This window comes from Tunturiibacter psychrotolerans, assembly GCF_051013365.1.
GTDB lineage: Bacteria > Acidobacteriota > Terriglobia > Terriglobales > Acidobacteriaceae > Edaphobacter > Edaphobacter psychrotolerans_A.
Window position 1 is genome coordinate 4,743,080 of sequence record NZ_CP132941.1, and the last position, 21,948, is coordinate 4,765,027.

30 protein-coding genes and 1 riboswitch are annotated in these 21,948 nt (G+C 54.7%); of the genes, 2 read left to right on the plus strand and 28 right to left on the minus strand.

Going from position 1 to position 21,948, the window contains the following annotated elements; all coding sequences use genetic code 11:
- Nucleotides 1-48: 48 nt before the first annotated feature.
- The 24 genes from RBB76_RS20005 to RBB76_RS20120 all read right to left on the minus strand — a co-directional run bounded on the left by RBB76_RS20005 (nucleotide 49) and on the right by RBB76_RS20120 (nucleotide 15,576).
- Entirely contained in the window at nucleotides 49-348 is a 300-nt protein-coding gene (locus tag RBB76_RS20005) for a hypothetical protein (protein WP_429629463.1), read from the minus strand.
- A gap of 56 nt (nucleotides 349-404) precedes the next feature.
- Nucleotides 405-2,636 (minus strand): hypothetical protein, encoded by a 2,232-nt coding sequence (locus tag RBB76_RS20010; RefSeq protein ID WP_429629464.1) that lies wholly within the window; start codon nucleotides 2,634-2,636, stop codon nucleotides 405-407.
- Between the two features lie 2 nt (nucleotides 2,637-2,638).
- On the minus strand, nucleotides 2,639-3,127 hold the full coding sequence (locus RBB76_RS20015) for an HK97-gp10 family putative phage morphogenesis protein (RefSeq protein WP_429629465.1): 489 nt from the start codon (nucleotides 3,125-3,127) through the stop codon (nucleotides 2,639-2,641).
- A 2-nt stretch (nucleotides 3,128-3,129) separates the two neighbouring features.
- Nucleotides 3,130-3,381 (minus strand): hypothetical protein, encoded by a 252-nt coding sequence (locus RBB76_RS20020; RefSeq protein ID WP_429629466.1) that lies wholly within the window; start codon nucleotides 3,379-3,381, stop codon nucleotides 3,130-3,132.
- Between the two features lie 95 nt (nucleotides 3,382-3,476).
- Complete coding sequence (locus tag RBB76_RS20025) at nucleotides 3,477-3,860, minus strand: hypothetical protein (protein ID WP_429629467.1); 384 nt, start codon at nucleotides 3,858-3,860, stop codon at nucleotides 3,477-3,479.
- 79 nt (nucleotides 3,861-3,939) lie between these two features.
- On the minus strand, nucleotides 3,940-4,419 hold the full coding sequence (locus tag RBB76_RS20030) for a hypothetical protein (RefSeq protein WP_429629468.1): 480 nt from the start codon (nucleotides 4,417-4,419) through the stop codon (nucleotides 3,940-3,942).
- 18 nt (nucleotides 4,420-4,437) lie between these two features.
- The gene (gene gp17, locus RBB76_RS20035) at nucleotides 4,438-4,863 is read right to left on the minus strand and encodes a tail completion protein gp17 (RefSeq protein WP_429629469.1); all 426 of its coding nucleotides are present in this window, start codon (nucleotides 4,861-4,863) and stop codon (nucleotides 4,438-4,440) included.
- Nucleotides 4,860-5,210, minus strand: coding sequence for a phage head closure protein (locus tag RBB76_RS20040; protein WP_429629470.1), 351 nt, complete (start codon nucleotides 5,208-5,210; stop codon nucleotides 4,860-4,862). Before RBB76_RS20040 ends, gp17 begins: the two co-directional genes overlap by 4 nt.
- Nucleotides 5,207-5,830: a head-tail connector protein gene (locus tag RBB76_RS20045; RefSeq protein ID WP_429629471.1), complete on the minus strand. Its 624-nt coding sequence runs from the start codon at nucleotides 5,828-5,830 to the stop codon at nucleotides 5,207-5,209. Before RBB76_RS20045 ends, RBB76_RS20040 begins: the two co-directional genes overlap by 4 nt.
- A gap of 138 nt (nucleotides 5,831-5,968) precedes the next feature.
- A complete protein-coding gene (locus RBB76_RS20050; RefSeq protein WP_429629472.1) occupies nucleotides 5,969-6,865 on the minus strand; it encodes a phage major capsid protein in 897 nt (298 codons plus the stop codon).
- Nucleotides 6,866-7,153 carry a hypothetical protein gene (locus tag RBB76_RS20055; RefSeq protein ID WP_429629473.1) on the minus strand — a complete coding sequence of 96 codons (288 nt, stop codon included), beginning with the start codon at nucleotides 7,151-7,153 and terminating at the stop codon, nucleotides 6,866-6,868.
- A gap of 139 nt (nucleotides 7,154-7,292) precedes the next feature.
- On the minus strand, nucleotides 7,293-8,027 hold the full coding sequence (locus RBB76_RS20060; RefSeq protein ID WP_429629474.1) for an HK97 family phage prohead protease: 735 nt from the start codon (nucleotides 8,025-8,027) through the stop codon (nucleotides 7,293-7,295).
- Nucleotides 8,020-9,693, minus strand: a complete 1,674-nt coding sequence (locus RBB76_RS20065) for a phage portal protein (protein ID WP_429629475.1) — start codon at nucleotides 9,691-9,693, stop codon at nucleotides 8,020-8,022. The genes RBB76_RS20060 and RBB76_RS20065 overlap by 8 nt, the downstream gene beginning before the upstream one ends.
- Before the next feature lie 15 nt (nucleotides 9,694-9,708).
- Nucleotides 9,709-11,280: a terminase large subunit gene (locus RBB76_RS20070; protein ID WP_429629476.1), complete on the minus strand. Its 1,572-nt coding sequence runs from the start codon at nucleotides 11,278-11,280 to the stop codon at nucleotides 9,709-9,711.
- A 91-nt stretch (nucleotides 11,281-11,371) separates the two neighbouring features.
- A complete protein-coding gene (locus RBB76_RS20075) occupies nucleotides 11,372-11,773 on the minus strand; it encodes a hypothetical protein (RefSeq protein WP_429629477.1) in 402 nt (133 codons plus the stop codon).
- A gap of 3 nt (nucleotides 11,774-11,776) precedes the next feature.
- Nucleotides 11,777-12,013, minus strand: coding sequence for a hypothetical protein (locus tag RBB76_RS20080; RefSeq protein ID WP_429629478.1), 237 nt, complete (start codon nucleotides 12,011-12,013; stop codon nucleotides 11,777-11,779).
- Between the two features lie 160 nt (nucleotides 12,014-12,173).
- The gene (locus tag RBB76_RS20085; RefSeq protein ID WP_429629479.1) at nucleotides 12,174-12,560 is read right to left on the minus strand and encodes a hypothetical protein; all 387 of its coding nucleotides are present in this window, start codon (nucleotides 12,558-12,560) and stop codon (nucleotides 12,174-12,176) included.
- Nucleotides 12,560-12,892: a hypothetical protein gene (locus RBB76_RS20090; RefSeq protein ID WP_429629480.1), complete on the minus strand. Its 333-nt coding sequence runs from the start codon at nucleotides 12,890-12,892 to the stop codon at nucleotides 12,560-12,562. Before RBB76_RS20090 ends, RBB76_RS20085 begins: the two co-directional genes overlap by 1 nt.
- Nucleotides 12,889-13,239 carry an HNH endonuclease gene (locus RBB76_RS20095; protein WP_429629481.1) on the minus strand — a complete coding sequence of 117 codons (351 nt, stop codon included), beginning with the start codon at nucleotides 13,237-13,239 and terminating at the stop codon, nucleotides 12,889-12,891. Before RBB76_RS20095 ends, RBB76_RS20090 begins: the two co-directional genes overlap by 4 nt.
- A gap of 162 nt (nucleotides 13,240-13,401) precedes the next feature.
- Entirely contained in the window at nucleotides 13,402-13,743 is a 342-nt protein-coding gene (locus RBB76_RS20100) for a hypothetical protein (RefSeq protein WP_429629482.1), read from the minus strand.
- A gap of 206 nt (nucleotides 13,744-13,949) precedes the next feature.
- Entirely contained in the window at nucleotides 13,950-14,420 is a 471-nt protein-coding gene (locus tag RBB76_RS20105; RefSeq protein WP_429629483.1) for an RNA polymerase sigma factor, read from the minus strand.
- The gene (locus tag RBB76_RS20110; protein ID WP_429629484.1) at nucleotides 14,417-14,638 is read right to left on the minus strand and encodes a hypothetical protein; all 222 of its coding nucleotides are present in this window, start codon (nucleotides 14,636-14,638) and stop codon (nucleotides 14,417-14,419) included. The genes RBB76_RS20105 and RBB76_RS20110 overlap by 4 nt, the downstream gene beginning before the upstream one ends.
- A 7-nt stretch (nucleotides 14,639-14,645) precedes the next feature.
- Nucleotides 14,646-14,900, minus strand: coding sequence for a hypothetical protein (locus RBB76_RS20115; protein ID WP_429629485.1), 255 nt, complete (start codon nucleotides 14,898-14,900; stop codon nucleotides 14,646-14,648).
- Nucleotides 14,901-15,087: 187 nt separating this feature from the next.
- Nucleotides 15,088-15,576, minus strand: a complete 489-nt coding sequence (locus RBB76_RS20120) for an HNH endonuclease signature motif containing protein (protein WP_429629486.1) — start codon at nucleotides 15,574-15,576, stop codon at nucleotides 15,088-15,090.
- A 117-nt stretch (nucleotides 15,577-15,693) separates the two neighbouring features.
- Between RBB76_RS20120 and RBB76_RS20125 the strand changes: the two genes are divergently transcribed.
- Nucleotides 15,694-16,332 (plus strand): DUF6988 family protein, encoded by a 639-nt coding sequence (locus RBB76_RS20125; RefSeq protein ID WP_429629487.1) that lies wholly within the window; start codon nucleotides 15,694-15,696, stop codon nucleotides 16,330-16,332.
- 13 nt (nucleotides 16,333-16,345) lie between these two features.
- Here RBB76_RS20125 and RBB76_RS20130 read toward each other — a convergent pair whose 3' ends face one another.
- The 3 genes from RBB76_RS20130 to RBB76_RS20140 all read right to left on the minus strand — a co-directional run bounded on the left by RBB76_RS20130 (nucleotide 16,346) and on the right by RBB76_RS20140 (nucleotide 18,957).
- On the minus strand, nucleotides 16,346-16,513 hold the full coding sequence (locus RBB76_RS20130; protein WP_429629488.1) for a hypothetical protein: 168 nt from the start codon (nucleotides 16,511-16,513) through the stop codon (nucleotides 16,346-16,348).
- 10 nt (nucleotides 16,514-16,523) lie between these two features.
- Nucleotides 16,524-17,600, minus strand: coding sequence for a hypothetical protein (locus RBB76_RS20135; RefSeq protein ID WP_433963457.1), 1,077 nt, complete (start codon nucleotides 17,598-17,600; stop codon nucleotides 16,524-16,526).
- A 949-nt stretch (nucleotides 17,601-18,549) separates the two neighbouring features.
- Nucleotides 18,550-18,957, minus strand: a complete 408-nt coding sequence (locus RBB76_RS20140) for a hypothetical protein (protein ID WP_429629490.1) — start codon at nucleotides 18,955-18,957, stop codon at nucleotides 18,550-18,552.
- Nucleotides 18,958-19,282: 325 nt separating this feature from the next.
- On the opposite strand from RBB76_RS20140, the gene RBB76_RS20145 reads away from it, so the two are divergent.
- Complete coding sequence (locus RBB76_RS20145) at nucleotides 19,283-19,561, plus strand: helix-turn-helix domain-containing protein (protein ID WP_429629491.1); 279 nt, start codon at nucleotides 19,283-19,285, stop codon at nucleotides 19,559-19,561.
- 484 nt (nucleotides 19,562-20,045) lie between these two features.
- On the opposite strand, the gene RBB76_RS20150 is transcribed toward RBB76_RS20145, so the two are convergent.
- Nucleotides 20,046-21,200 (minus strand): tyrosine-type recombinase/integrase, encoded by a 1,155-nt coding sequence (locus RBB76_RS20150; RefSeq protein ID WP_429629492.1) that lies wholly within the window; start codon nucleotides 21,198-21,200, stop codon nucleotides 20,046-20,048.
- Nucleotides 21,201-21,561: 361 nt separating this feature from the next.
- Nucleotides 21,562-21,753: riboswitch (cobalamin riboswitch) on the plus strand.
- Nucleotides 21,754-21,948: the final 195 nt, after the last annotated feature.

The following is a 21,948-nucleotide window of genomic DNA, read 5'->3' on the forward strand; positions in this document are numbered from 1 at the left end:
TGAAGATGAAAGCTAACAAGTGTCCTACTTCCTACAACTGGGCAGTCGTTATCTCACCCTCGCGAATAAGAGCTCGTCGTCGTGAAGTTGTCTTCGGATTTGAGCAATGTCACGCTCGTCCCCGCCGAGCCGATCGGTGACACCGTGGAGGTCAGAATCGACCTCCGTACGCGGCATCTGTTCTTTCTTGATCTCGTTGACGGTGATGGTTAGGTTGTCGAGCTTCTCGATTACCGTTGCGCGGAAGGCTACCCAGCCGACGAGCGACAAAACGAGTGCGACAACCAACGAAGATGCGATCGGCGTGTTGACCTGCGACCAGAACGAGAAAGGCTGTGTCTTTGCCACGGTTGTCCTTTTCCGCTTTGTCTTGCAAGGCGGAGTTGAGTTAAGTTTGGCCATTTCTATTTACCCGTACGTCGGTTGTGTTCGTTGACAGCCTTTACAGAAGCAGCTGTCAGTGACGGAGCAGCCTTGGCGATACCACGCCGTACGGCAGCATCTACCTGAGCCGGATCGCTCGCGCCGCGCGCGTCGATCGCGCCGGGATGAAAGTGGATGTCACCGCCTCCACCACCTGAGCTAACGAGCTTGTGATTTGGAACGACAGTCCCATGTCCCACGTAGAGCTCGGGGCCATTTTCTCCCACAATTGCAGGACCATCGATCTGTCCCCCAGCTGCGAAGCCAGGAAGGACATGCTTCAACATGCTGCCGATGAAGCCTGATACCCCGCCGCCCGAAGTTGCGCTCTTGAGAACGCTGCCAGCAACTCCTGGGATTGGAGATCCTCCGGAATCGACGATGACGTGCATCGCGTTGCCCTTGGTCCCAAGCTTACCTCCACCGAAGAGTCCCATAAGAGAGCCCTCGCCCTTTTGTAGGGCCGTTCCCGCTACGGACTTAGCCAAACCTGCACCATAGTTGCCGAATGCATCTCTGGTCTGTCTACCTGTCATGTGTGGTGTGGTCAGAACATGCAGAATTGTGTCATTGAGGCCTTTAAGGGTGTTCTCCGTTATGTCTCTCATCTGCGCCGCTGCGTCGCGGGATGCCGTGACGAAGTCGTTGATAGCGTCATCGAATCCGGCGGCTGCTGAAGAGGGGTTCGGGTTGGTTTTCTGATTGTCCTGATCTACCTGGATACCGCGGCTGACTCCAAGCTGACCCTGCTGAGTCTGGTTATTGAGAAGAGCAGCCTGACGAGCCTCTTCACTCGTATAGGATTTGTCTCCCTTGATGTACTCGGCTTGAGCCTGCAACTTCTCTAGAGCCGCGGTGTACTCGTTGGTGTGGATCGTCGCCTGCTGGCGAGCCGCATCCATACGAGAGATCTGACCGGTAGCCAGTTGCATGTCGATGGCTTGCTGAGCGATAAGGTCGGAGTTCTCTTTATTGACGTCTATGCTCTGACGCATAGCAGCGATACGAGCTGCTGAACCGTTACCAGCCTGATTGAGCTGATTGTTGTCATCGGTTGAGAGGAAGTTGTTCTTCTCTCGGTCTCGGTAATCTTCACCCGAGATCTTTACGTTCTCAGCCTCGTAGTCCTGCCACTTCTTGAATAGCTCCTGATCTTCAGCCCAACCCTTTGCCATCTCCTCAGCAGCTTTACGCGCTGCTTCGGCCGCTTTACGATTCGCTTCAGCAGCCGCCTGGGCTGCCTTCTCTTGCGGAACTAACTGAGCATGTCGATCCTGCTGAGTTTGGCTGTCTTTCTGATCGTTGCGGATGCTCTGAGCAGCAGTGACGATCGCTTTATTTCCATCCTGATTTCCGAATCCTCCTATAGCCTCAAGTTCATCACCTTTGGCGAGGTTCGGATCATTCAGGACCGCCATACGACGGGTCAGCCATTGATCAAAAGATGCTTGCTTAGCTGCCAGGTCAGACGCAGCCTGTTTCGCCTGAGGGCTGTCGGCTCCGTACTGGTGGACGGCGTTATTGTTCGCCCCACTCATTACGTTGATCTGGTCGAAGTAGCTACGAACGCTTCCTGCTGTGCTTGCCGTGCGACCCTGTCCGGTCATGGCAGCATCTAGAGCTCCGAGCTTATTTGCTTCTAGAAGAGCGGTTACTCTACTGAGAGCGTCCTCGGATGACTTTGCCAGCTCGTCGGCCTTGATACGGGCCTCGTCCAACTGCATGGCAAGTATGTTCTTGCCTTGCGACTTACCTTCCAGCTTGTTGATGGTCTCTTGCAACTGGTCATTGGCTAGGCTCAGAGAATCTGTAGCCGTGCGCGCCGCCAAGTGGAGAGATGCAAAGCCGTCAGTCATAGCCTTCGGCATCTTCTGCGCGGTTTCAATGAACTTAACTACATCGGTACCGAGTTTCGCGACGAGTGAACCAGCAGCAATGAGTCCAACAACCGGGAAGGCTGCCTTGAAAACTCCACTCAGAACCTTCGAAGAAGCGATGAGTCTCTCTAGAGCGCGAAGCTGGTTACCTAGAGGGTTCTCCATCAACCGGATACCAGCAGAGGCTGCCTGTTGGCTGCTGACCGTGTGAGCACTCCACTCTTTGGTCTGCTTGTCCAGATCACCGAGACTCTTCTTGATCTCCTTCATTCCAGCGGTATAGGTGGAGGCTTTTAGACCTACAACGATATCGACGTCATTTGCTCCGCTGGCCATGGTTATTCCTTACTCTGTCGGTTGATTTCGTTGACCAGCGTCGTGACGATAGCTTCACTCGCTTCGGTGTGGACTGCTTCCCATGCCGGCCGAATGAATGGATGGGCTGGGACGTCGTGAGTCTGAGAGCCAGGGCCTTTTGTTTTCCCGTTGGCGAGAACCTTGGAGGTGCCGCCGCGCACGCCGCGGTGACCGTACTCGACCCAGCGCGCTACGTGAGAAGTCAGCTTGTCGGGTCCGACGATTACGACGAAGTCACCTTCCTCACGCTTGGAGACCCGGGTGATGATGTCGTGTTTGAGAGCGCCTTCAGGAAGGCTTCCACCGGTGCCATCCTTCTCAGGAGCACGTTCGACGATGGCGGCGTTGATGATGTTGCCGCCGGCGCGTAGAGCCTTGCGGATGGCCGCTTCCGGCTTCTCGATGGCAGAGAGCTTCGCCAGAAGGCTATCCAAGCCTTCCAGCGAGATTGATATACCGTCTTGTGGCATCGTTAGCCTCTACCTAGTACCGATCGAAGAGCGTTGGCGAGTTCCTGACGCTTCTTTGCCGACATTCGTACACGCTTGGTCTCGACAGCCTTTTTGAGCTTGCCGGGGCGTGGCATCGTGAGGAAGTCCTCGTAGGTTGTTTCCTTCTTGGGAGATCTCTGACCTGTGTTGGCAACCCACCATGTAAGCTGAGCGAACTGGCGATCTTGTATCTCTATCCCTACTCGCTGACGCTTCAGGAGCGCATCGAACATCTTTGGAGTGAGATCCCAGAAGTCGTCGTCGAAGAGCTTGAGGTCATATTTTGCGAGGGACCAGTAGCGGAGCCAGAGTTCATCACTATCCGGCGCTACGCCGGTTGAGTAGGGTCCGGCTTCGCATCCTCAGTCTTCACCATCGAAGGCATTGCGAGCTCATAGGCTGCATTGATGTACTGGGGAAACTTCCACATGTTCTCGAAGTTGATGATCTCTTCGTCCACCTTGTCCATGGTCATGGTCGGATGATGAGTGAGCAGGCCGGCGAATACCAGGATGCTAAGCTGCGTCGCGTCGACACCGCGGAGGTCGAGATTCGCCAGGAGATTCGAGTCCTGCTTGGAGTAGCCTGACGCGCGTAGCATCTTCTCGGCCGTCTTCAGCGCGCGGTAGGTGTAGCAAAGGGCATATTCACCTTCGCAGCACTCAAGTTCGGTTCTCGGCAGGATCGGATTTACAGCTTTTGCTTTGGGCATCGGTATTCATGTCTTTCTGGTTTGGGATGGTGACACAGGAGGGCGTCCCCGTTAGGAGACGCCCCATTTGACCAGGGTGTTAGCTTCCGGCTGTAAAGGTGAAGGAGTTGATCTTGATGCTGAAGTTGGAGGTGGAGACCTTCGTCTGAGACAGGTCGAACGCACCAGCCTCAGTCACGATGCCGGAGATGGTGTAGAGGTCACCGGTGGTCGTCTGAGCCAACAGAGCATTGACGGGAAGCTGGAGCTTGAAATCATAGGCATTTCCGCCGGTCGACTGTAGGGCCGCGATCATAGCCAACTGACCAGTGTTGGTGCTGACACGGTTATATGTGCCACTGATAGAACCGTAGTCGAGAATGGTTCCGAGATCCTGACGAATCTGACCGCTATCGAAGTTTGTATTCTGTGCGGTTTCACGCTTGAAACCATCAAATTTGATGTCGGTGAGTTCGCCTACTGGCAGGAAGGTTTCCGTTCCTGTTGCTCCGGTGACTCCACCGATGGAGAGAACTGTTCCTGCGCCGAGTACTGCGGCCTTACTTGCGACTGTTGGCATGTGTTGCTCCTGTGGGTGCTAGATGGAACCTATGTTGGAAGTGACGTAGAACTCGGCAATCGCTCGGTACTCTAAAGAATCCTGATCAAAGAGGTCGCGGGACATCGAGTAGCTGATGAAGATCCCTGGCGCCGTGTACTGAGCGAGTGCCATGATGACGGCATAGCGAAGAGTGATGGCGTCCAGGTAGGTGTCGCCCCAGCAATTCACTTCTACGAGCTGGCGTTGTGTGCCGAAGCCGTCTGAAGTTGCCTGTGAGCTACCTGCTATGAAGCTGTAAGTGATTGCCGGGAAGACTGGATCTTTAGGAAGGACCAGCGGGTAGATTCGGGTTCCACATAGGGAAGCGATCGTAGTGACTGGAGAGCCGTCCGCGTTGAGGCGGCCGTCGTCACTAGTAGTGTAGGGAGAACTGAGGATTCCGTAGAAAGTAGTCTCTATCATTCGGAACCTTCCAGCTCATAACACATCAAGATCACTTGCCGGTTGCCTGCCTTGTCATTGAGGACAGCCTGAATTTCGTAGGTATGAACGACTCCGGTTGTCGGCTCCGTGTAGACGATCCTTTGACTGGCGGCGAAGATGACTGAGGAGGTCCAGCGCAGGGTGATGCGATAAGTCACCTTCGAGATGAACTCGGCGGTGCTGTAGAGCAGCTGGCTGGCTTGGATATCGATCGAGGCCCAGCAAGAATAAGCAGTTGACCAGGTTTGTAGCTGCTGTCCGAGGGCATCCTGAGTTGTCGTCTGCGTCTGTATCTGGATGCGGCGGTTTAGTTTGCCGGCGTTCATCGGTAGCCCACAATGTGGATCTTCTCGATCTCGAGTAAGGCATCCACGGCCATCGGCACGTTCTTGATGGAGATCTCGGAGGCTGATTCGCGGTGCTCGTACCAGTGACCGATAAGCATAAGCATGGCCTGAACCAGAGTCATCGGGATGGTGTTGATCTCAACGCCATCACCGTAGGAACCAGCCACGTAGGTTATCTGGACGGAGCCAGGCACATAGTTGTTGACGATCGGCCAGAACATCCCTTGCGCGGGAGTGATACGTGCCGGCAGTGAGGTCACATCGACGTTGTAGGAGTCTGATGGAAGGGTCTGCTGGTTGCCGTTGCCGTCGTAGTACGTGATCGATGTGACGGACTGGACCCGGTTGTGCGGGAGGTCGATGGTCACACGGTTCCAATACCAGGTTCCGTATGGCCAGTTGTCGCGCTCCGAGGGCGCGCGTGTCGCGTCAACCCTTCCGTAGAGCGGAAAGAAGTCTAGAGTTCTGAGCCACGTCTGCGTGTAGAAGGCACGATTGGTGCGCTTCTCCGCATACTGACGCGCCGCGGTGATCAGGCCAGTGATGAGAAGGTCGTCATCAGGAAAGTCCACTCGCAGATGGCTCTTAGCCAGCTGCAAAGAGATTGGTTCCACCGAGGGAGACGTAACGAGTTGGGTCGATAGGATCAAGAGGTGTCCCCGGCGTGAATCGCACCGAGGCGGGGTCAGCCGAACGCTGTTCGACTGACCGGACCCCGATGGTTATGGTGAAGAGAACTACTTGATCGTGATGCTGACCAGCGGGTGCGTACCGGCGTCAGTCACGACGCCACCGACACGAGCGAATCCAACGAAGCCAGTCTCGTATCCAGCCGCGAAGATCTCGTTGAGACGGAGGATGCCGATACCAGGGTTCTGTTGACGGAAGGTGTAAGCCTCCTTGAAGTCGCCGAACAGGACAGGAACGTTTCCGGTAGCAACACCAGGAAGCTGTGTGACCAGCTTGACCGGGTAGCCGAGGATCCGGCCAACGAACCCGCCGGAAGCATCGCCGTAGTCAGGCAGGAACAGCGGACGGCCGTTCGAGTCAGACATCCCGAGTACAACACCGAGGGTCGCGTTCGACATTGCGAAGGCAGCGTTCGACTGGTAAGCCGGATCCAGCGTACCGATCGCGGTTGCGAAGTCGATGTACTTGAGCGTGTTCACTGTCGCCGAGGTGAAGGTCAATGCGGTGTTGTAGGCCCCGGTCAGAGAAGCAACCGAACCAGCATCACCAGCGAGGATCAGGTTCGAAGCGCCACGGTAGAAGCGCTTCAGGAACTTGTCCTGCAACCATGCAGCCAGGTCGAAACCCGCATCACTGAGGAAGCCGTTGTCGATCTTTACCACGCCGGTGGAGAAGTTATCCACCTGGAGTGTGACGCCGGTGATGACCGGGTCAACTTCGCCCTGAGAGGTACCAACCGTCACAGGCACGAGGCCGTTCGTGACGTCATCGTCGAACACCATCTTGATCGGATTTCCGTGATCCGTCTTGATCACGTTCACGAGGTCATAAATCTGGCCGTAAGACTTCTGAGCCGAGATGACCTGAGGGTTGAAGCCAACCGGGATCGCTACGCCGTTACCAGCGAGGGTCATGTCGCGTGACTCGACTCGGCCGGTCTGCATCTAGCTCTTCAGCTCTTTGGCCTGTCTAGCGGTGCGAACTTCGGCACGCTCTTCGGGGTCATTCGACTCAGAAGGATTGGGACGCGGCTGATTCACTGGCGCGAGCAACGAGGCGCGGTGCTCCTCGACAGCAGCTACGCGGCTGATGTCGCCATCGATGGTGCCGACTTCGACAAGCATCGTGTCGAACGATGCGCGCTGCTCTGCGGTGATGTTCTCGCCCGCCACAATGGCCATTGCGTCGGCCATCAACTTGTTACGCTTTTCCTGCAACTGGAGCTTAGTCATGGAGTTTTCCTTGGGTGTTTCTGGGTTGGTGCGGGGACCGTGTCGCGGCGGGCGAACGTCCATGCAGCAGGCGGAGGAGTGCGATTGAACGCAGCCGACATGCGGCGCATCCATCCTGCGTATTGCGAAAGTGGTGGGGTTACTTCAGGAGAGCGAGTTGCATCTCCATCTTTCTCTTCTCAGAGTCGGTGACGGTTGAGCGGATCGACCGCTTCGCCATCAGACACTGAGGATCGGAAGAGCAGATACCGCATGCGCCGGACGCGCACTGCGGACAGCCACAGATACAGTCATCTGAGCCGTCGTCATCTTCGTCATCGTCCATATCTCGCTTCTCAAGCCGAGATCTCAGCTCCTTCGGCATTGACGCCGGGATGTTGCGGGAGCGGGATGAGGCCGAGGTGGCGGGGTTGGCGGGATAGGTGACGGGACTTACATCCAGCAGCTCAGCGAACTCGAGGATCGTCCTGGTGATCGTGCCATCAGGATTCTCGACCCACTGGTCACGCTTGCAGATGAAGGCAAACGAGGACTGTGTGACATCCTTGCGCCGCATCGAGACCATCAGGTCCTTCGCCAGAGTCGTGTCCGGTGGATCGACCACATAGGCCAGTCCGCGGGCATCGAGGGTCAGGTGAAGGGTACCGGAAGTCGTTCGTCCCAGCACGCAATCAGGATTGTGATTCCAGAGAGCTCGTACATCGGGATTCGAAGCCATGACGGTATCGAAGGCATGTAGATCAACCTCCTCCAAGAACCAGCCCGTATCATATGCAGAATTGAAGAGCGAGGCATAACCGGAGATGGTAGCCGGTTCTCCCTCTCCTGATACGCGGAACTCATGCGTGATGTTACGGCGTTCGATCTTACTCATGGGTGTTGCTCCTAGTTGCGACCGCGGCGCCGGCATCCCGGAAGAGTCCGATGTGAATACAGCGGAAGGCCTTACTGAGCTCGGCTCCAGCGGACTGTTCTCTGTTATCCACCGTCCAGCTGTCAGCGCGGGAAGCGGCTGACTTGAGGTAGTCACGCACAACCTTGTCAGAGGGCTTCCAAGTGTCTGGCAACTTGAACTGACTTCGCGCCTCGGTGGTGACGATAGAGACTATCGATTCGAGGACTGGTGTGAGGATGGGGGAGATGGATTCAAGGTCGCGCTTGCTGCGCGCCGTCACCCGGCCAATTGCGTCGTTGAACAACCCGGTGAAGGCCGGAACGTATGCGTCGAAGAGAGACCGTTGCTGCTCTGTCGGAGCCTCATTAGGCTTGTCGGCGGGAATAGATGCGGGTGCGTTAGGATCTGGGATCGGTTGAACCAGGACAGGCTCAGTATCGAGCATCGTGGCGGCATTCATCATGTTGACTGGTGCCCAATAGAGATCACCTTCAGGTCCTATTGGGTTCTCGCCAAGCTTCTCTAGCACATCGTTCGTCGAGTAGAAGCCCCATTGCTTGCCGGTAGCGAATCCCTGCATGGTGGTAGCGAAGTCTCCACGTAGTCTCTCGCTGACGTCGAACTCTGCGAAGAGTGACCCGTCAGTCGGAAGCAGCTTACGTTGGATCTCCCGTTCGATGCGAACCAGATAAGGTCTCAGCGTGTCGGTGACGAAGGTGAGACTCTGCTGTTCGTGGTTCGTGTTCGACATACGAGCCGTGTCGCCAACCATGTTGGGTGGGACTCGGAAGATCGAGGCAATCTCGGTGCGGCTGAACTGTCTTGTCTCCAGGTACTGGGCATCCTCCTGCGACATGGAAAGTTGGGTAAGTTTCCAGTCGGAGGGGAGAACACCGATACGACCTTGGTTGGCAGCCGAGTTGGCTCCTTCCCAGTGGGCTCGCATGTTGGCGAGATCCTCTTCGGATACGTCGCCAACTGGCGTCAGGAAAGCTGGAGGAACTGAGTTGTTGCCGAAGAACTTGGATCCGAACTTCTCAGACGCGATGGCGAGACCGATGCTGTTCCGGTTCTGTCCGATAGGTGACAGCCCTTTGAGGCCATCGAAGGAGAAGAGAGGAAAGTGAAGCATGTCCGCGGAGGCGATGATACGAGTCAGGCCGTCCTTCACAGCTACGCCGGTCTTATAAGCCAGCATCCCGTTCGGAAGCCGGACTGGTTCTGTCTGGCGGGGATCCAGCGGGTATATACCCACTGGAGATCCTTCCTTGTTGCGGAGGATCTCAGCGTAGCTGTTGCCTGTCAGAGCCATCGCACCAGCTAGTGCCTCCCACACAACAGGGGAACTCATCTCAACATTGGGTGAGACGGACAACATGCGGTGAAGTGGGTTATCGATAGCTTCCTGTCTCCCCTTAGGCATCTTCTTGTAGAGCCGTAGGGTCATAGAACCGATCGACTCAGCAATCACCCTGGTGCAAGCGTAGACAGTGGCCTGAGTGAGCGCGATGGATTCGTTGATGGGTTCGCCAGAGGCGGAATTATGGGTATTCGTCAGCACATCCCATGCCGCTGTGAATAGCCCAGCAGCATTGGTCGTGCCGCCGCGTTTCTCGCTGCGTCGGAATAGGTCTCGGAAGGCCAAATGTATCTCGCTTATCTAGACAAAAAAGGGCTTGAAGCTTGCCTTCTTTTTGGTTGGAATGACCATGGCGCGGACGACAGCGATAAAGAGAGCAACCGCAGGGTCAATCTTGGCTTCAGGCTTAGGTTTGTCAGGCATCGTCAGATTCCCGAATGGTGTTTCGCGGGACAGTACGTTACCCATAGACCAGGTCAGGATCGGGTGGCCATCATAGTGAAAGCGGCCGTCGTAAACGGCCGCTTCGAGTTCTTTCATTGCCGGGGATAGCTGAGCGGGAGACGGTGGGATCACAACTGTGGTCACACCTGTAGCAGTGTTGACCCGCTGCGCATATTGATCTGCGTAGCGTTCGTCGTAAGCCATCTCCTTGACCTTGTAGGTCTGGATGTCGGCTATGGTGTCAGCTTCGACAACCGCGTAGTCCATGCTGTTGCCGGCAGTGGCGATGAGGAATCCATCATGCTTCCAGCGTTGATAATGCTGATTGGCTGGATCACTGATGCGATCTTCAGGAAGATAGCAACGAGTAAAAGCGTAGTAGTTAGGCTTTCCGTCGATGTCTCGTCGGAATAGCTTGATGGTTGCTGCGAGGTCGATCTTGCTGGCGAGGTCAGAGGACAGGATGCACGTATCATCCTTGAAGTCTTCAGCCTTGAGCGAGGTATCCGCACACCGTCTAAAAAACTCCATGTTCATCCAGGCTTCAGCTGCCGTCACCCAGTGATTCAAGTGCTTGCAACGGAAGGTACCCTGCTTGGCCGAGTTGCGTACAGCTTCTAGCTGGGCTTCGACTAGGAACTCTTCGCTTACAGATATTCCAAGGTTAGGGTTGGCCTGTAAAAGAGCTGTTCGGCTTGTCCAGTCGACATCGGGATCGGAAGTGTAGATCGCTCCGAAGAGGCGATCGTTGGGGATCGTGCAATCCAGCATCTCCTCGACTTCACGTTGCTTCGAGTGGCATGGACCTTCGATGGTGTCGCCGGCAGTTGAGATGATCAACTTCAGCGGTTGGGGTCGTCCGACCATGGAGGTGGACTGTGCGTCATAGAGAGTTGAGTCTCTCCACTGGTGAGCTTCATCACCGACGAAGAGGTGCGTCATCGCACCGTCTCGTCCGGACCCGATTACTGGCTTCATGCGGGAGCGGGTAGATGCCTGAACGATCGACTTGGCGTTGATGACGATGCCGAACCGCTTGCACAGTTCGGGCATGCCTTCGAGCATGGCCTTCGCGGGACGAAACACTTCCCAGGCTTGCTCTTCAGATAGTGCGCCACAGTACGTCTCTGCGCCGGGCTCGCCGTCGAAGAACGTCATGTAGAGCGATATGGCGGCGGCCAGCGGTGACTTGCCATTCTTGCGGGGGATGATTAGGACAGCTTCTTTGAACCGACGTCTGCGCGTATCTCCATCAACCCAACCGAAGATGTTGCAGACGATCCAGATCTGGAAGTCTTCGAGTAGCAGTGGTGATCCCTGCTTGGCACCCTTCTCATGAGGGAGCATCTCGATGAACTTGCAAACCTTCTCAGCCTTGGCCGGATCGTAGGTCCATCGCCAGTCTAGCTTCTGGAGATCATCCAGCATTCTCTGACATGCTTTGCGGATCCAGCCACAGGCGACGATCTCGCCTGAGACGACTCGGTTGCAATAGGAGTCAGCTCGTTCGGAATAGGGACTAGGTAAGGAAGTCGAAGGGGTCGGACGCCGACGGCTTACTCGAGGGGGCGGGTTCGACATTCAATTTAGCTCTATCTGCTGGGGAGAGTCCCAGCCTTCCAAGTCCGTTCATCAGTTGGGCAATCTCCGACGCACGGGTGAGGAGTCCAGTGCGGAATGCACATGTGAGCTTGCAGACGATCTCGAGAATGATTCGATCCGAAGATCCTAGAGTGCCAGGAGGCGCGACGGCGGTGATCTCTTTCCAGATCGCGCGCTCGATTGGCGTGAGGTGTTTGGGACCGGGACCGATGGGAGCCAGGGGCTTAGGCTCACCCTTGCGATTGGTGAAGCGTTGCGGATTCTTCGCGGCGGCGCCACTCAACTCGTGGGCAGCGGCTGTCTTGCGATGTGCGGGCATAGGCTAGAACGCCTTGAGAGTGTGGAATGTTGGTATGACATCGTCGCTGTTGTTCACTGACAAGACATCAAGTTGCCACTCATCTGGGTTTCTTAGATCCGACTTAATGAAGTCGATATACTCCGTGACTGCTTTTCCTTTTGGCATCCGCTTGTAAACCAGACCGAGCGCTACAGGCACGGTCTCGCAGGGAACTGGAGGTGTTGAGCCGGGGATCTCGTACCAGGGTGTCGTTGTCATGGCGGTATCTTTCTCGATCGCGTTTATCGTGAACTGTGGACGTATAAATCCGACTAGCGTGTGGTCTCCCACCCCTTGTGGTGAAACAACCAGAGACCCCCTACCCCTAGTGCTTCTAGTTGTCTAGGTCGTGGGATGCACAACCGCTTGTGTCAGATCTCTACTGGTAAACCATATCCATGACAGCTTCGTCATCGACTGTGGTCTTGACGATCTTTACGTTGGAGCTGATGCGTCGTTGTGAACCGTCTTCGTTCAGCACCTTCGAGTACAGGACAGGCACGGTGACGTCAACTGAGATCACCTTGGTGTGATGATCGTGGATGATGTAGAACTCCGCACAGTAGTGAAGCTCTTTGGTGTGGCTGTGTTCAACAGCGCGGATACGACCATGAAGGTCGTACACGCGGTGACCAGTGGTCGGACACATGTCTGATGCTGGCTTGGTGCAGACTGCGTTCGCAGGTATCGGCTTGTGACCGACCACTGACGTTGGAACCTGTAGCAGTAGTTCATCACCATCTATAACTTGATAGACGTCTCTCATTAGCTGCGTTCCAGTTCGTGATATTGCCTGATGGATTTCATCGCCAACGTGAACTGCGGCGGGACGGACTCTTCTGCTTCGTCGATTGTTGCAATCTTGACCTTCACCCCGGTAGTGTCCTCTAGATACAATCCAGCTACGATGAGCGGGGTTATCTTCTCCTCATGAGGATCAGTTATGTAGAATTCGACTCTTCCTGAACAATCGATACGCGTATATGTTCGGTGCTGAATGTCGTACGTCTCACCAGTTCTCTTCGTGTATTTCATCGGGCAAGGGAATAGAACTTCTGAGCCTTTGACGACGAGATAGATTTGGTTTGCGATGGTCATGTCCTTTGCTCGGCGGCGGTCTTTATACGGTGGCAGGCGCGACAGAGCGACTGGCAGTTGGTCTTGTCCAGGCGTCGTTCAGGCGCGATAGATATGGGGATGATGTGGTCAACGTCGAGAGCTGCTGTTACGCGGCCGGCGGCGAGACATATAAGACAGAGATACTTGTCCCGTTTGAGTACGATGACTCTGAGAACCTTCCAGGCTGCGTCGTAACCACGGCTGTTTGCCGTTCCACGCCATCTGTCATGAGCTTTCGCTAGATCGGTGTGCTCGTCGCAATATCCTTTGTCAACCAGCTCAGGACAACCTGTTCGTCGACAGGGCTGCTTGGATCTGATAGCCATGTCGTGTACTCGGTGACCAGATGCTTGAAGAAGTAGTGAACCGATGCTATTGCGACCCAAAGCAGAAGCTCCAGCGGCAAGAACGCAGACCAACAGTGAGTCAGGCTATATGCCAGGAAGCTGCCAAGTATCTGTAAAACGAACAACCAAGTTCTCTCAACTTTACTTGACATCAGAACTGACCTCAGAGATTGCCAACTTCAGGGTTGGAAGGAATGCGATGAAGTGAGTGACCAAGATTCGCACGGATGGCAGTACCGTAGCCAATGACGCTAGGTCAATCGGGATGTTCGTTCCGCCGGTGGCAATGTCTGGTGCGAGTGCGCTCGCTACCAGCTCAGCATCAGAGATTAGCTGTGACAGCTCGACGCGGAAGGCGGGACTCAACTGCTGGGCAGTCGTCAACAGTTTGAAGACATCTGTTCCGACATGGGTTAGATCTTCCACGCCAGTCACGACATCATGACCTACTGTCTCTGCTACTGACTTGATGGAGTGGCTCATATAGTCTCTTTCGCCGGCGCCGTTATGGCTGAATGTTGGGGTATTCCATGCGCGCTCTATTTGAGAGAAAGTTCTATGACCTTCACGCCGAATGCCGTGGCAAGCGCGGAGCGCATCTATGGAAGTAGAACGTTTAGCAACCTGTTTTCAGTGGTCGCAGGGCCGTTCCTTGCCGGATCTTTTATCTCTACATGTACTGATGCGTTTCAGGCTGCGTTTCGTAACGCAGCCTTCCGAAATCGTGCAAGTTTGTTTCGAAGAGCTGCACTCGTGACTCCAAGCTGTCCTGCGATCTCGGTCAGGTTGTAGCCGGCAAGAAGCCGGTGAGCTACGAGCTGAATCGGTTCCGGAAGCTTGGAAGTGTCAATGTAGGTGGATTCCTGACTCACGGCCTGGGAGTTCTCGTCGAACTCCTTTGTGTGATCTGAGCTGGATCGGTAGTGCTCGAGTCTGGTTCGCTTGATGATCGTTCTGACCCACCTGGAGAATGCTGTCGCATCAGCTCTGACGAATGACTCCAACTTCTGAAAGACAACTAGGGTTACGATCTGGGCAATGTCTTCTGAATGGGTCATGTTCAATGCCTCAGCTCGTACCGCTACCAGGATGCTATCCATGGGTGGTCGTGAACGTGGGTGATTCCAATATGCGTCGTAAGCCAGATCGAGCTTGTTCATTTTGCTCCCAGTTTCGTGTCTACTCTGCTGAGGATCGCTGTCGTCTCGTCGGAGCTCAAACCTAATAGATCTCCCGCAATCAGGATTGAGCTTTCTCTGCTGAGTCCGATCTTGTTGTATTCAACCCTTGTCCTTCGGATGTTCATCACCAGCAGGATGAACTCGGCGTCTTCCCCAAGGAGGAAACGGAGTGAGGATTCGATGTCGGTCGTTATCATGATTTGATTAGCCACCGAACACCACCTGGTTACGAGTCGCAAGGTGCTCGTATTGTTCAGGACTTACCACGACGATCTTGGTGCCGCGGTTCTCTTGAAAGCGCCATGCTTCGACGGTCGCAACGGCTTCCGGCTGGCCCATGCAGAATGCAATCATCGTGTTTTCGTCGACTCTGAGTGATCGTCCACCCTTCATCTCCCGGGCTGAATCCAACGTGATCTTTTGAACCTTCTCTATCGGTCTATCGAGGCCTAATGACATGGGAGTCTCTTTCGGTGTTAAAGCAGGAAAGCCGTCCATGTGGACGGCCGTTCGTATGAGTGATGAGTTGAGGAGGGGAGAGGTAGTGCGGGGAGTCTAGCGGAAGAAGCGGATCAGAGCGATGCCGCCGATGACGATGCAAGAGGAGACTGTTGCGGAGCCGATGATGGCGAGTATGAGTTCCATATTAGGCGGCCAGCTTTCCGTAGCTGAGGATGGCGCGCTTGACGGTCAGCTGATCACGTCCGAGGGTCTTGCCGATCCGGTAATACGTTGCGCCTTCGCGGCTCAACTTCACCATGGCATCTCGTTCTGCTGGTGAGACACGGACGAGCTTACGGGGGTTGCGGCAGATGCGATCGCGACGGACTTTATCGTCCATGTTGTCCTGCTGGCTACCGAGAACCAGGTGGCCCTCGAAGCCGCCGAGTGAGTCCATGGCGTTGACGCATGCCTTGTTATCGCAGGAGTGACGGATGACCATTCCTTCAGGAACTGGACCGTTGACGAGCTCCCAGGCGTAGATGTGTGCCAGGACTGATTTGCCGCCTGCCTGGAAGATTCCGTAGCCGTTGCTTGCCAGTCCACCCATGTACTCGTGGCAGCCGTTTCCGTCTACGTGGATCAACTCTTGAAATGCTTTGAGGTCGCCTTCTTCAGTTCGTCGTTGGCTCATTTGAAACTCCCGGAGCAGAAGGTTCATTGACCTTCGTGCTACGGGGTTTTTTAGTATAGAGAATCCCGACTTTTGAATCACAGATTATGAAAATAGTTGAGGTGATAGCCTGACCGGATGCTGAGCGAGCTTTCACTGAAGAATATTGAGCGTGCTGAACAAATGCATCAGGGCATTGCGGATGAGTTGGCAGGTATTCACGACTCCGATGATCGCCTGTACCTATTTGCAGCCTTTGTCTCCGTGGTGATGTCCCACCACGAAGCCATATTGACCTTGCTGAAATACGAAAGGCTGACAGGATCAGCTCTGGCGCTGTTTCGTCCTCTCTTAGAGGCTGCATACAGAGGGCTGTTTACAGGCTTCTTGGCCACTCCCCGGCAACTGGAAGTCATCAACGAAGGGGGAACGCCTTATGGAACCTGGACTGACTTAGCAGCCTCTCTCGATGAGTTGTTCGAATATGATGGCGTCTTCGCTCAATACAGTGGGACAACCTGGAAAACACTATGCGGTTACACTCACACCGGAATAGAGCAACTCGGTAGTCGAATCAGACCTGATGGGAAGGTGGAGTCTTCCTACGAAGAGGACGAGATCAATGACCTGATAAACAGTTCAACCGCAGCTGTCGTGATGACTTGCATTCCTTTTTTGGAAGTCATCAGAGGGCGCGGGGGTTCTGATGTAGCTCGCTCGACGTTCAAGCGTCTCTACCCTGTACCAGAATCAGATCAGGGTCCGTTATCTGTCTGAGTCCTATCAAGCCCTAGTCATCCGTGTCCTGACACAGCTTCTTGAGTACTGAGGGTGGTAGAGACATCAGCAACTTTGCGATCTCAGCACCGTTGATCTTCTCGGGGTGAAAGTGGGTTCCTTGCACAGCCTTCGCTGGTGTGGCCTTCGATGGCTTCATGACGATCAGCTTACTGGGCATGTGGTTCCTTCTATGCAGCTAGTGTGTAGGTTGAGATCCCAGCGACTATATCCTGGCTACCCATGGGTGGGAAGAAGTACCTGCCACTCATCTTGGCTTCCGGGGCTCTCTTACGTCTGACCACCTGGGTATCAATTGAAGAGATCTTGTTCTTGTAGCTCCTACGACGTCCAGCGCGGCCGCTTTCCGTCGCGTTGATGACTTCGACGAACTTTGCGACCGAGGATCCGAAGATTGATGCGGCGAACTCTTCAGGTAGAGCTCGGACAACATCAACAGCCCATCCGAAATAGGAGTACTTGCCGCACGTAGAGTACTCAGCTATGGTCAGCTCGCCCCAGTAGCGGCCTTCCTCGTACCAATCCAAAGGCGGGGCCTCGAGACCGCCGGTGGCCTGTTCCACTGCATCGCGGATCATCGATTTACCTTCTCTGATGATGTTTTTGATCTCCGACTTACGGGAGTCCGGCATCGCAACCCATGCTGCGATCGCCTCGACCTTCTGAGCGGCTTTCCGCTTGCGGACGATCCCGCAGATGGCTAACGTTTCCGCGTGATTGAGTTCAAACTTTGCCATCGCAGCCTCGATACCGCGGACGTTGGCTAGCACATAGATGTCATTCTGGATATTAACTGGCTTCCGAGACAGCCGTGCGTGCTTATCCCGACATGCGTGGTCGAGCGTGGATTTCGAGATCCCCCACTTCGCGAGTGTGGCAGGTATTCCAATGGAGGTTCTGTCGTCGTAGATCTTACGCAGATCTCTGGCGGAGATTTTGTTCACCTGGCGAGCTTGATATTCTCTGTTCTCCTTATCCTCTAGGCACCAGCATGACTTCACGACACCATCGCGGAGTTCGGTGAATCGGCAAAGTCCGAAGCCGGTTTTGCAGACGGCACATGCGAAACAGACCATCGCATCTCTTTTGATCTTTGGATCCACCACGAACGAATCGACACGAGGTCTGACCCAACTCGGCACCTGAAACAGGGCAACGCCACCCACATACTGACTCGCCTGAGCGATGGCGTTTGCTATCTCCGGGTTTCTCTTGAAGGGCTTTCTGGATTTGCCGACATTCGCCATGGGTCGATACTCTCTCGGGAAGTGGCGTGTGCCAAAATGTCCCGTTCCTTCTGTTTATTCTTTGATCAAGTACTCACCCCGCCATGCTGCCGGCTGGCTCGTATTCGTAAAAACCTGTCCATAGCTGTTGCTGAGGGTTTTTAGTATGGAGCCGCCGCTGTGGAAAACCCGTCCCAGTCCAACTATTTTGAAAAGAGTTCCCAGCCGGGTTGCTGCGTGGGACGCATCCACCCTACCCAGGGGCAAGATGTCCCGTTCCTTCTGTTTCTAGTAGTTGATAAATACTCACCCTGCCACGGCTGGCTCGTATCCCTACCCACCAACGAAACAGACCTGAGTTTCAGGCAGGGGATTCCGCCTGAAGCGGATCCCACCTATGTGACTTACCTCAAGTAAGGCTCACCCTACTCGCGGTCGAGCACCCCTTACCGGCTGTCAGGAGCTGCGAACTGTATAGATGCGCTGTATAGGTGACAGAGATCCGCCTCGAGCGTTCCATGCTTACCCACGCATACGGCAATAGAGATCCACGCATACTTGGGTACCGTTCCACGCATAAGTAGAACGGATTCCCGCGCATAAGTTGCAAGGATGAGCGCGCATAAGTACCTATCAAATGCTCGTATCTCATTCACAACAGGGCACATGCGTTTTCGCGACTGTTAACTACTTGGTTACCAGACGTGCCGGTTGGGACCGCTGTTCTGCTCTGTCACTGAGGAGGAGGGGAACCTGATGACCTTTTGGCCGGCCGATCACGGTCTGCCTTGAACTAACTGTAACAGCGATAGCCCTTTGGTCCAGAAGACTTAAATCTTCGTTTGACATCGATAGGGTCGTAGGCATAGCAGACCCTGGTTAGGTGCGACGTTTTGGGACCCACGGAGTCGAACACATCATGGTATTCAACCTCGGCGAAGAAAAGCAGAACCTTTCCGCCCATAAGGATTTAGCTGAAATCAGCCCCACTCAGGCGGATGTTGGATAAGGTTATTTGCTCCCAAATTGGAAAGCTGTCTTTCTTCACAATCAACGGTTGATCCGGTAGGTCCAACGAGTCCAGCTTCACGGTTGTCAGCGAAGGGCTGAGCGGATCCGTAAAAGCTTCAACAGCCGCACTTACTTTAGTGATCAACGCAGGTGTTTTCCCTTGGTTGATAGCGCTTATCTTGAAAATCGGGCGTTCAGGGGGGCCCTCGGTCAGCGTGAATTGGATGACCATCCAAGGGCGCGCAGCATCGACTGAAGATTTGGCACTGTAAAGCGCTGCTTCAGACAAACGTTTGATGTCCAATAAAGTAATGAATGCAGCGCAGCTTGCCGCAAAGGCACCAAAACCGCCTATCCAAACTGGCAAAATGTCTGCGTCGCCCGCCCTGCGCCAGTAAGACTTAGTAGCTTCCGGCTCCCCTGGTGGTACACATGGGGGCCCAGGATCACCTTGCGGCTTCGCCACGGCGGCGGCGGGTCTACCCGCTTGAACAGCTTTCTCTCTGGAGTCTCCAACTTGTGTCTGCTTTTTCAGCGTTGGCTTTTGCGGCGCGGGTGCTTGTATGAGCACGAACAGTAAAGCAAACGTATATAGGAAATTCATCGGTGGGAAAAAGGTAGCACAGGAAGGGAAGCGACACGTTTTGGTATGTCGTATTGCAACTCTATGCTTGAAATATCGGAGAAACACCATGATCGAACAGAAGCCATGCCGCACCACTCGCACCCGCCGGAGCCAGGAAGCGGTCAGTTCAACCCCGCAGCCACGTCTCCTCTACTCCCGCAAAGAGGCTTCGTACCAACTCAGCATCTCCGTCCGATCGATCGACTACCTCATCACTGAGGGTCGGCTCCATACGCGCAAGATCGGTGGACGAATCCTGGTCCCGCATGAGGAGCTTCTCCGCTTCGTCAGGTCCGACCGGATGCAAGCGATGACACCCGCGGCTGTGGCTTGTCCTACTTCGTAAAGCCTTCCCAAGGAGCGTCTGCGCCAGGGTGCAGGCGTAGAAATTCCACGGTTTCTGTGGCTTCGCAGTTTGCTTGCGACTTCAAGGTTGTGAAGGAAAGGCACTTCTTGCGAAGCCACTCCGGCAAGGTGTTCCAACGGGTTTGAAACTCTCCTTGTGCGGACGAGATCTCGACGTCGGTACAGGGATGGCTGTTATATTCAGCATCTCTGCACTGGCTGTCTTCAGAGTTTTGCAGAGTGGGTGCTGTGGCCAGCGAGGGATCACTGAGTGATGATGCTGGTATGGGCGATGGGACACGATAGGTAGACGGCTTACTTCCAGCTGATTCTGTCTCTGTACTGCTTGAATACGGATGAAGATGGGCCTCGTAAGCGCACCACACCATCAACAGAGTCGCGAACAACACCACTTTCTTCACTTTACCCCTCAACGTTAGAACGGTGGACTACAGCGATCTTACGCTGAGGGGCCTTCTGGGAAACTAAAGCACCCGGTTCAGCAAGTTCACAGCGGCCGTCATAGCGGCCTTATCGAGGTGAATGTACCTCACTGAGGACTGGATAGACTTGTGGCCTGCCGAGGCCATGATGACGCTCTGAGTGACCCCCATTTGAGCCAGACGCGAGCAGTGCGTGTGGCGTAGGTCATGCCAGCGGATATGTCGAAGATTAGCCATCTTGACAGAGGTCTCAAACCATTTCTTGCTGTCAGCTACAGAGAAGATGCAGCCCGTGTCGGACGGATTAGGCATGTCCTTCGATCTCCTTTTGCGGGGCATCTGGATCTTCTTGAGTCCACGTATGGCAGCCTTCACGTCAGCGTTCATGTGAACTATGCGCGAGCTTCCATTCTTCGTCTTGTCCAACCGAATCTCATCACGATTGAGATATACCTGGTCCCACGTGATCGAGTATTGCTCCCCCTTGCGCATCCCGGTTCCCAGCGCGACATCCAGCTCGTAGAGACGGTGTAGGAGATGCTTGCGCTTCCGTTCATTACGGGGGCCACAGGCGTCGATCTGATCCTGAATGACCTTCCTGAGTCTGGTCTCCTCTTCGTCGTCTAACCACCTAACCGGTAGGCTTGCCACCTTCTCTGGCTTTACGTCGCGACAGGGATTGGTCGAAAGGAGCTCACGTTCTTTGCCGAACTCGAAGACGGAACTCAGCATGGCTTTGTACCGGTTCTTGGTTCCGGGCTTGCGCTTGATCTCTTGCATCCAGTCCTTGATCTCACGAGGACGGATCTCCGAAGCCACTCGGTCACCCAATGTGTCCTTGATGAAGGAGAGGCGCTGCGGAGGGTTCTTCTGGTCCTTATACGCGTCCGGGTTCTTCTGGATGCGTTCCAGCAGACCGTCACAGAGCGAGGAGATTAGAACCCGTTCGGCTTCGTCCTTGACCTCAGCAGCCGTCCGAGGACGCTGCTTGGCACTTCGTGGAGCCTCTCCTTCCCCATCTCTCACCAGAGTTCTGGACTTCTCAACCCAGGCGATCGCGGCAGCGCGATCCCTGCCGAACGACTTCCTCACGAGCTTGCCGTTGTTGCGGAATCGCCCGTACCAGAACCCGCTATTCTTACCCTCCGCATCCTTGCGTTCCCACACGCCCTCGACCCACGCTGCCTTACGTGCCATCATTCTCCTAGATAGGAATTATCCCGTCGGATAATAGTAACTGAACGAGTCACAAAAGTGGGATACAGTAAACCCCAATTGGGATACGGCACAATGTTTATTCTTGCATCGCATTGCATCTGTTAACGTCTAAGTATTAGGTAGTAAATTGTTGAAATGGAAGGGGAACATGAGCAGTCTGTCGCAATGTGTCGCAAGCCCTAGAAGCGCCGGTATCGCACTCCTAACGCGAAGGTCGCAGGTTGGACTCCTGCCCGGGCCACCATCCACTTCAGAACACGAATGGATTCGTAGCAGACAAAGCGTTGAGATCTATCGCTTAGTGACGATGGATCACGTTGTTAGGAATATTTATCTGGTCTATACTCAAGTTGTTTCCGGTGTCTGCTTTTAGAAGCAGGCTGAAAGGGAATCCGGTGAGAGCCCGGAACTGCCCCGCAGCGGTAATCAGGAACGAAAACTCCACATTGGCACTGGTTCGGTTGTGAACTGGGAAGCTGGAGTGACTAGGCAGCCTGTAAGTCCGAAAACCTGCCGTAAACACTGCCCATATGGGCCGAATTGCACACGCCTCCGAGGGAAAGGCCGGGTGACCACAGCGTATCTCTCAAGGCTGTGTTTCCCCACTCCTCTTGCGGCGACAAGAACGTTATTCCCCATCTAGGCTATGGGGGTGACTGTGGAGGTTTGAAAGCTAAGACCTCTGCGAGGACAGTAGTAGTAGTGGTTCTACATTCGGATGGGAACG

Coding starts and splice junctions, on each gene's coding strand:
- RBB76_RS20125 (WP_429629487.1), top strand. CDS start 15,694: ATGCTGAGCGAGCTTTCACTGAAGAATATTGAGCGTGCTGAACAAATG.
- RBB76_RS20060 (WP_429629474.1), bottom strand. CDS start 8,027: ATGAGTAAGATCGAACGCCGTAACATCACGCATGAGTTCCGCGTATCA.
- RBB76_RS20040 (WP_429629470.1), bottom strand. CDS start 5,210: ATGAACGCCGGCAAACTAAACCGCCGCATCCAGATACAGACGCAGACG.
- RBB76_RS20015 (WP_429629465.1), bottom strand. CDS start 3,127: ATGCCACAAGACGGTATATCAATCTCGCTGGAAGGCTTGGATAGCCTT.
- RBB76_RS20100 (WP_429629482.1), bottom strand. CDS start 13,743: ATGAGCCACTCCATCAAGTCAGTAGCAGAGACAGTAGGTCATGATGTC.
- RBB76_RS20055 (WP_429629473.1), bottom strand. CDS start 7,153: ATGACTAAGCTCCAGTTGCAGGAAAAGCGTAACAAGTTGATGGCCGAC.
- RBB76_RS20105 (WP_429629483.1), bottom strand. CDS start 14,420: ATGAACAAGCTCGATCTGGCTTACGACGCATATTGGAATCACCCACGT.
- RBB76_RS20145 (WP_429629491.1), top strand. CDS start 19,283: ATGATCGAACAGAAGCCATGCCGCACCACTCGCACCCGCCGGAGCCAG.
- gp17 (WP_429629469.1), bottom strand. CDS start 4,863: ATGATAGAGACTACTTTCTACGGAATCCTCAGTTCTCCCTACACTACT.
- RBB76_RS20075 (WP_429629477.1), bottom strand. CDS start 11,773: ATGCCCGCACATCGCAAGACAGCCGCTGCCCACGAGTTGAGTGGCGCC.
- RBB76_RS20020 (WP_429629466.1), bottom strand. CDS start 3,381: ATGTTCGATGCGCTCCTGAAGCGTCAGCGAGTAGGGATAGAGATACAA.
- RBB76_RS20130 (WP_429629488.1), bottom strand. CDS start 16,513: ATGCCCAGTAAGCTGATCGTCATGAAGCCATCGAAGGCCACACCAGCG.
- RBB76_RS20110 (WP_429629484.1), bottom strand. CDS start 14,638: ATGATAACGACCGACATCGAATCCTCACTCCGTTTCCTCCTTGGGGAA.
- RBB76_RS20150 (WP_429629492.1), bottom strand. CDS start 21,200: ATGGCACGTAAGGCAGCGTGGGTCGAGGGCGTGTGGGAACGCAAGGAT.
- RBB76_RS20030 (WP_429629468.1), bottom strand. CDS start 4,419: ATGCCAACAGTCGCAAGTAAGGCCGCAGTACTCGGCGCAGGAACAGTT.
- RBB76_RS20080 (WP_429629478.1), bottom strand. CDS start 12,013: ATGACAACGACACCCTGGTACGAGATCCCCGGCTCAACACCTCCAGTT.
- RBB76_RS20025 (WP_429629467.1), bottom strand. CDS start 3,860: ATGCCCAAAGCAAAAGCTGTAAATCCGATCCTGCCGAGAACCGAACTT.
- RBB76_RS20010 (WP_429629464.1), bottom strand. CDS start 2,636: ATGGCCAGCGGAGCAAATGACGTCGATATCGTTGTAGGTCTAAAAGCC.
- RBB76_RS20120 (WP_429629486.1), bottom strand. CDS start 15,576: ATGAGCCAACGACGAACTGAAGAAGGCGACCTCAAAGCATTTCAAGAG.
- RBB76_RS20090 (WP_429629480.1), bottom strand. CDS start 12,892: ATGACCATCGCAAACCAAATCTATCTCGTCGTCAAAGGCTCAGAAGTT.
- RBB76_RS20095 (WP_429629481.1), bottom strand. CDS start 13,239: ATGGCTATCAGATCCAAGCAGCCCTGTCGACGAACAGGTTGTCCTGAG.
- RBB76_RS20115 (WP_429629485.1), bottom strand. CDS start 14,900: ATGTCATTAGGCCTCGATAGACCGATAGAGAAGGTTCAAAAGATCACG.
- RBB76_RS20135 (WP_433963457.1), bottom strand. CDS start 17,600: ATGGCGAATGTCGGCAAATCCAGAAAGCCCTTCAAGAGAAACCCGGAG.
- RBB76_RS20085 (WP_429629479.1), bottom strand. CDS start 12,560: ATGAGAGACGTCTATCAAGTTATAGATGGTGATGAACTACTGCTACAG.
- RBB76_RS20070 (WP_429629476.1), bottom strand. CDS start 11,280: ATGCTGGATGATCTCCAGAAGCTAGACTGGCGATGGACCTACGATCCG.
- RBB76_RS20050 (WP_429629472.1), bottom strand. CDS start 6,865: ATGCAGACCGGCCGAGTCGAGTCACGCGACATGACCCTCGCTGGTAAC.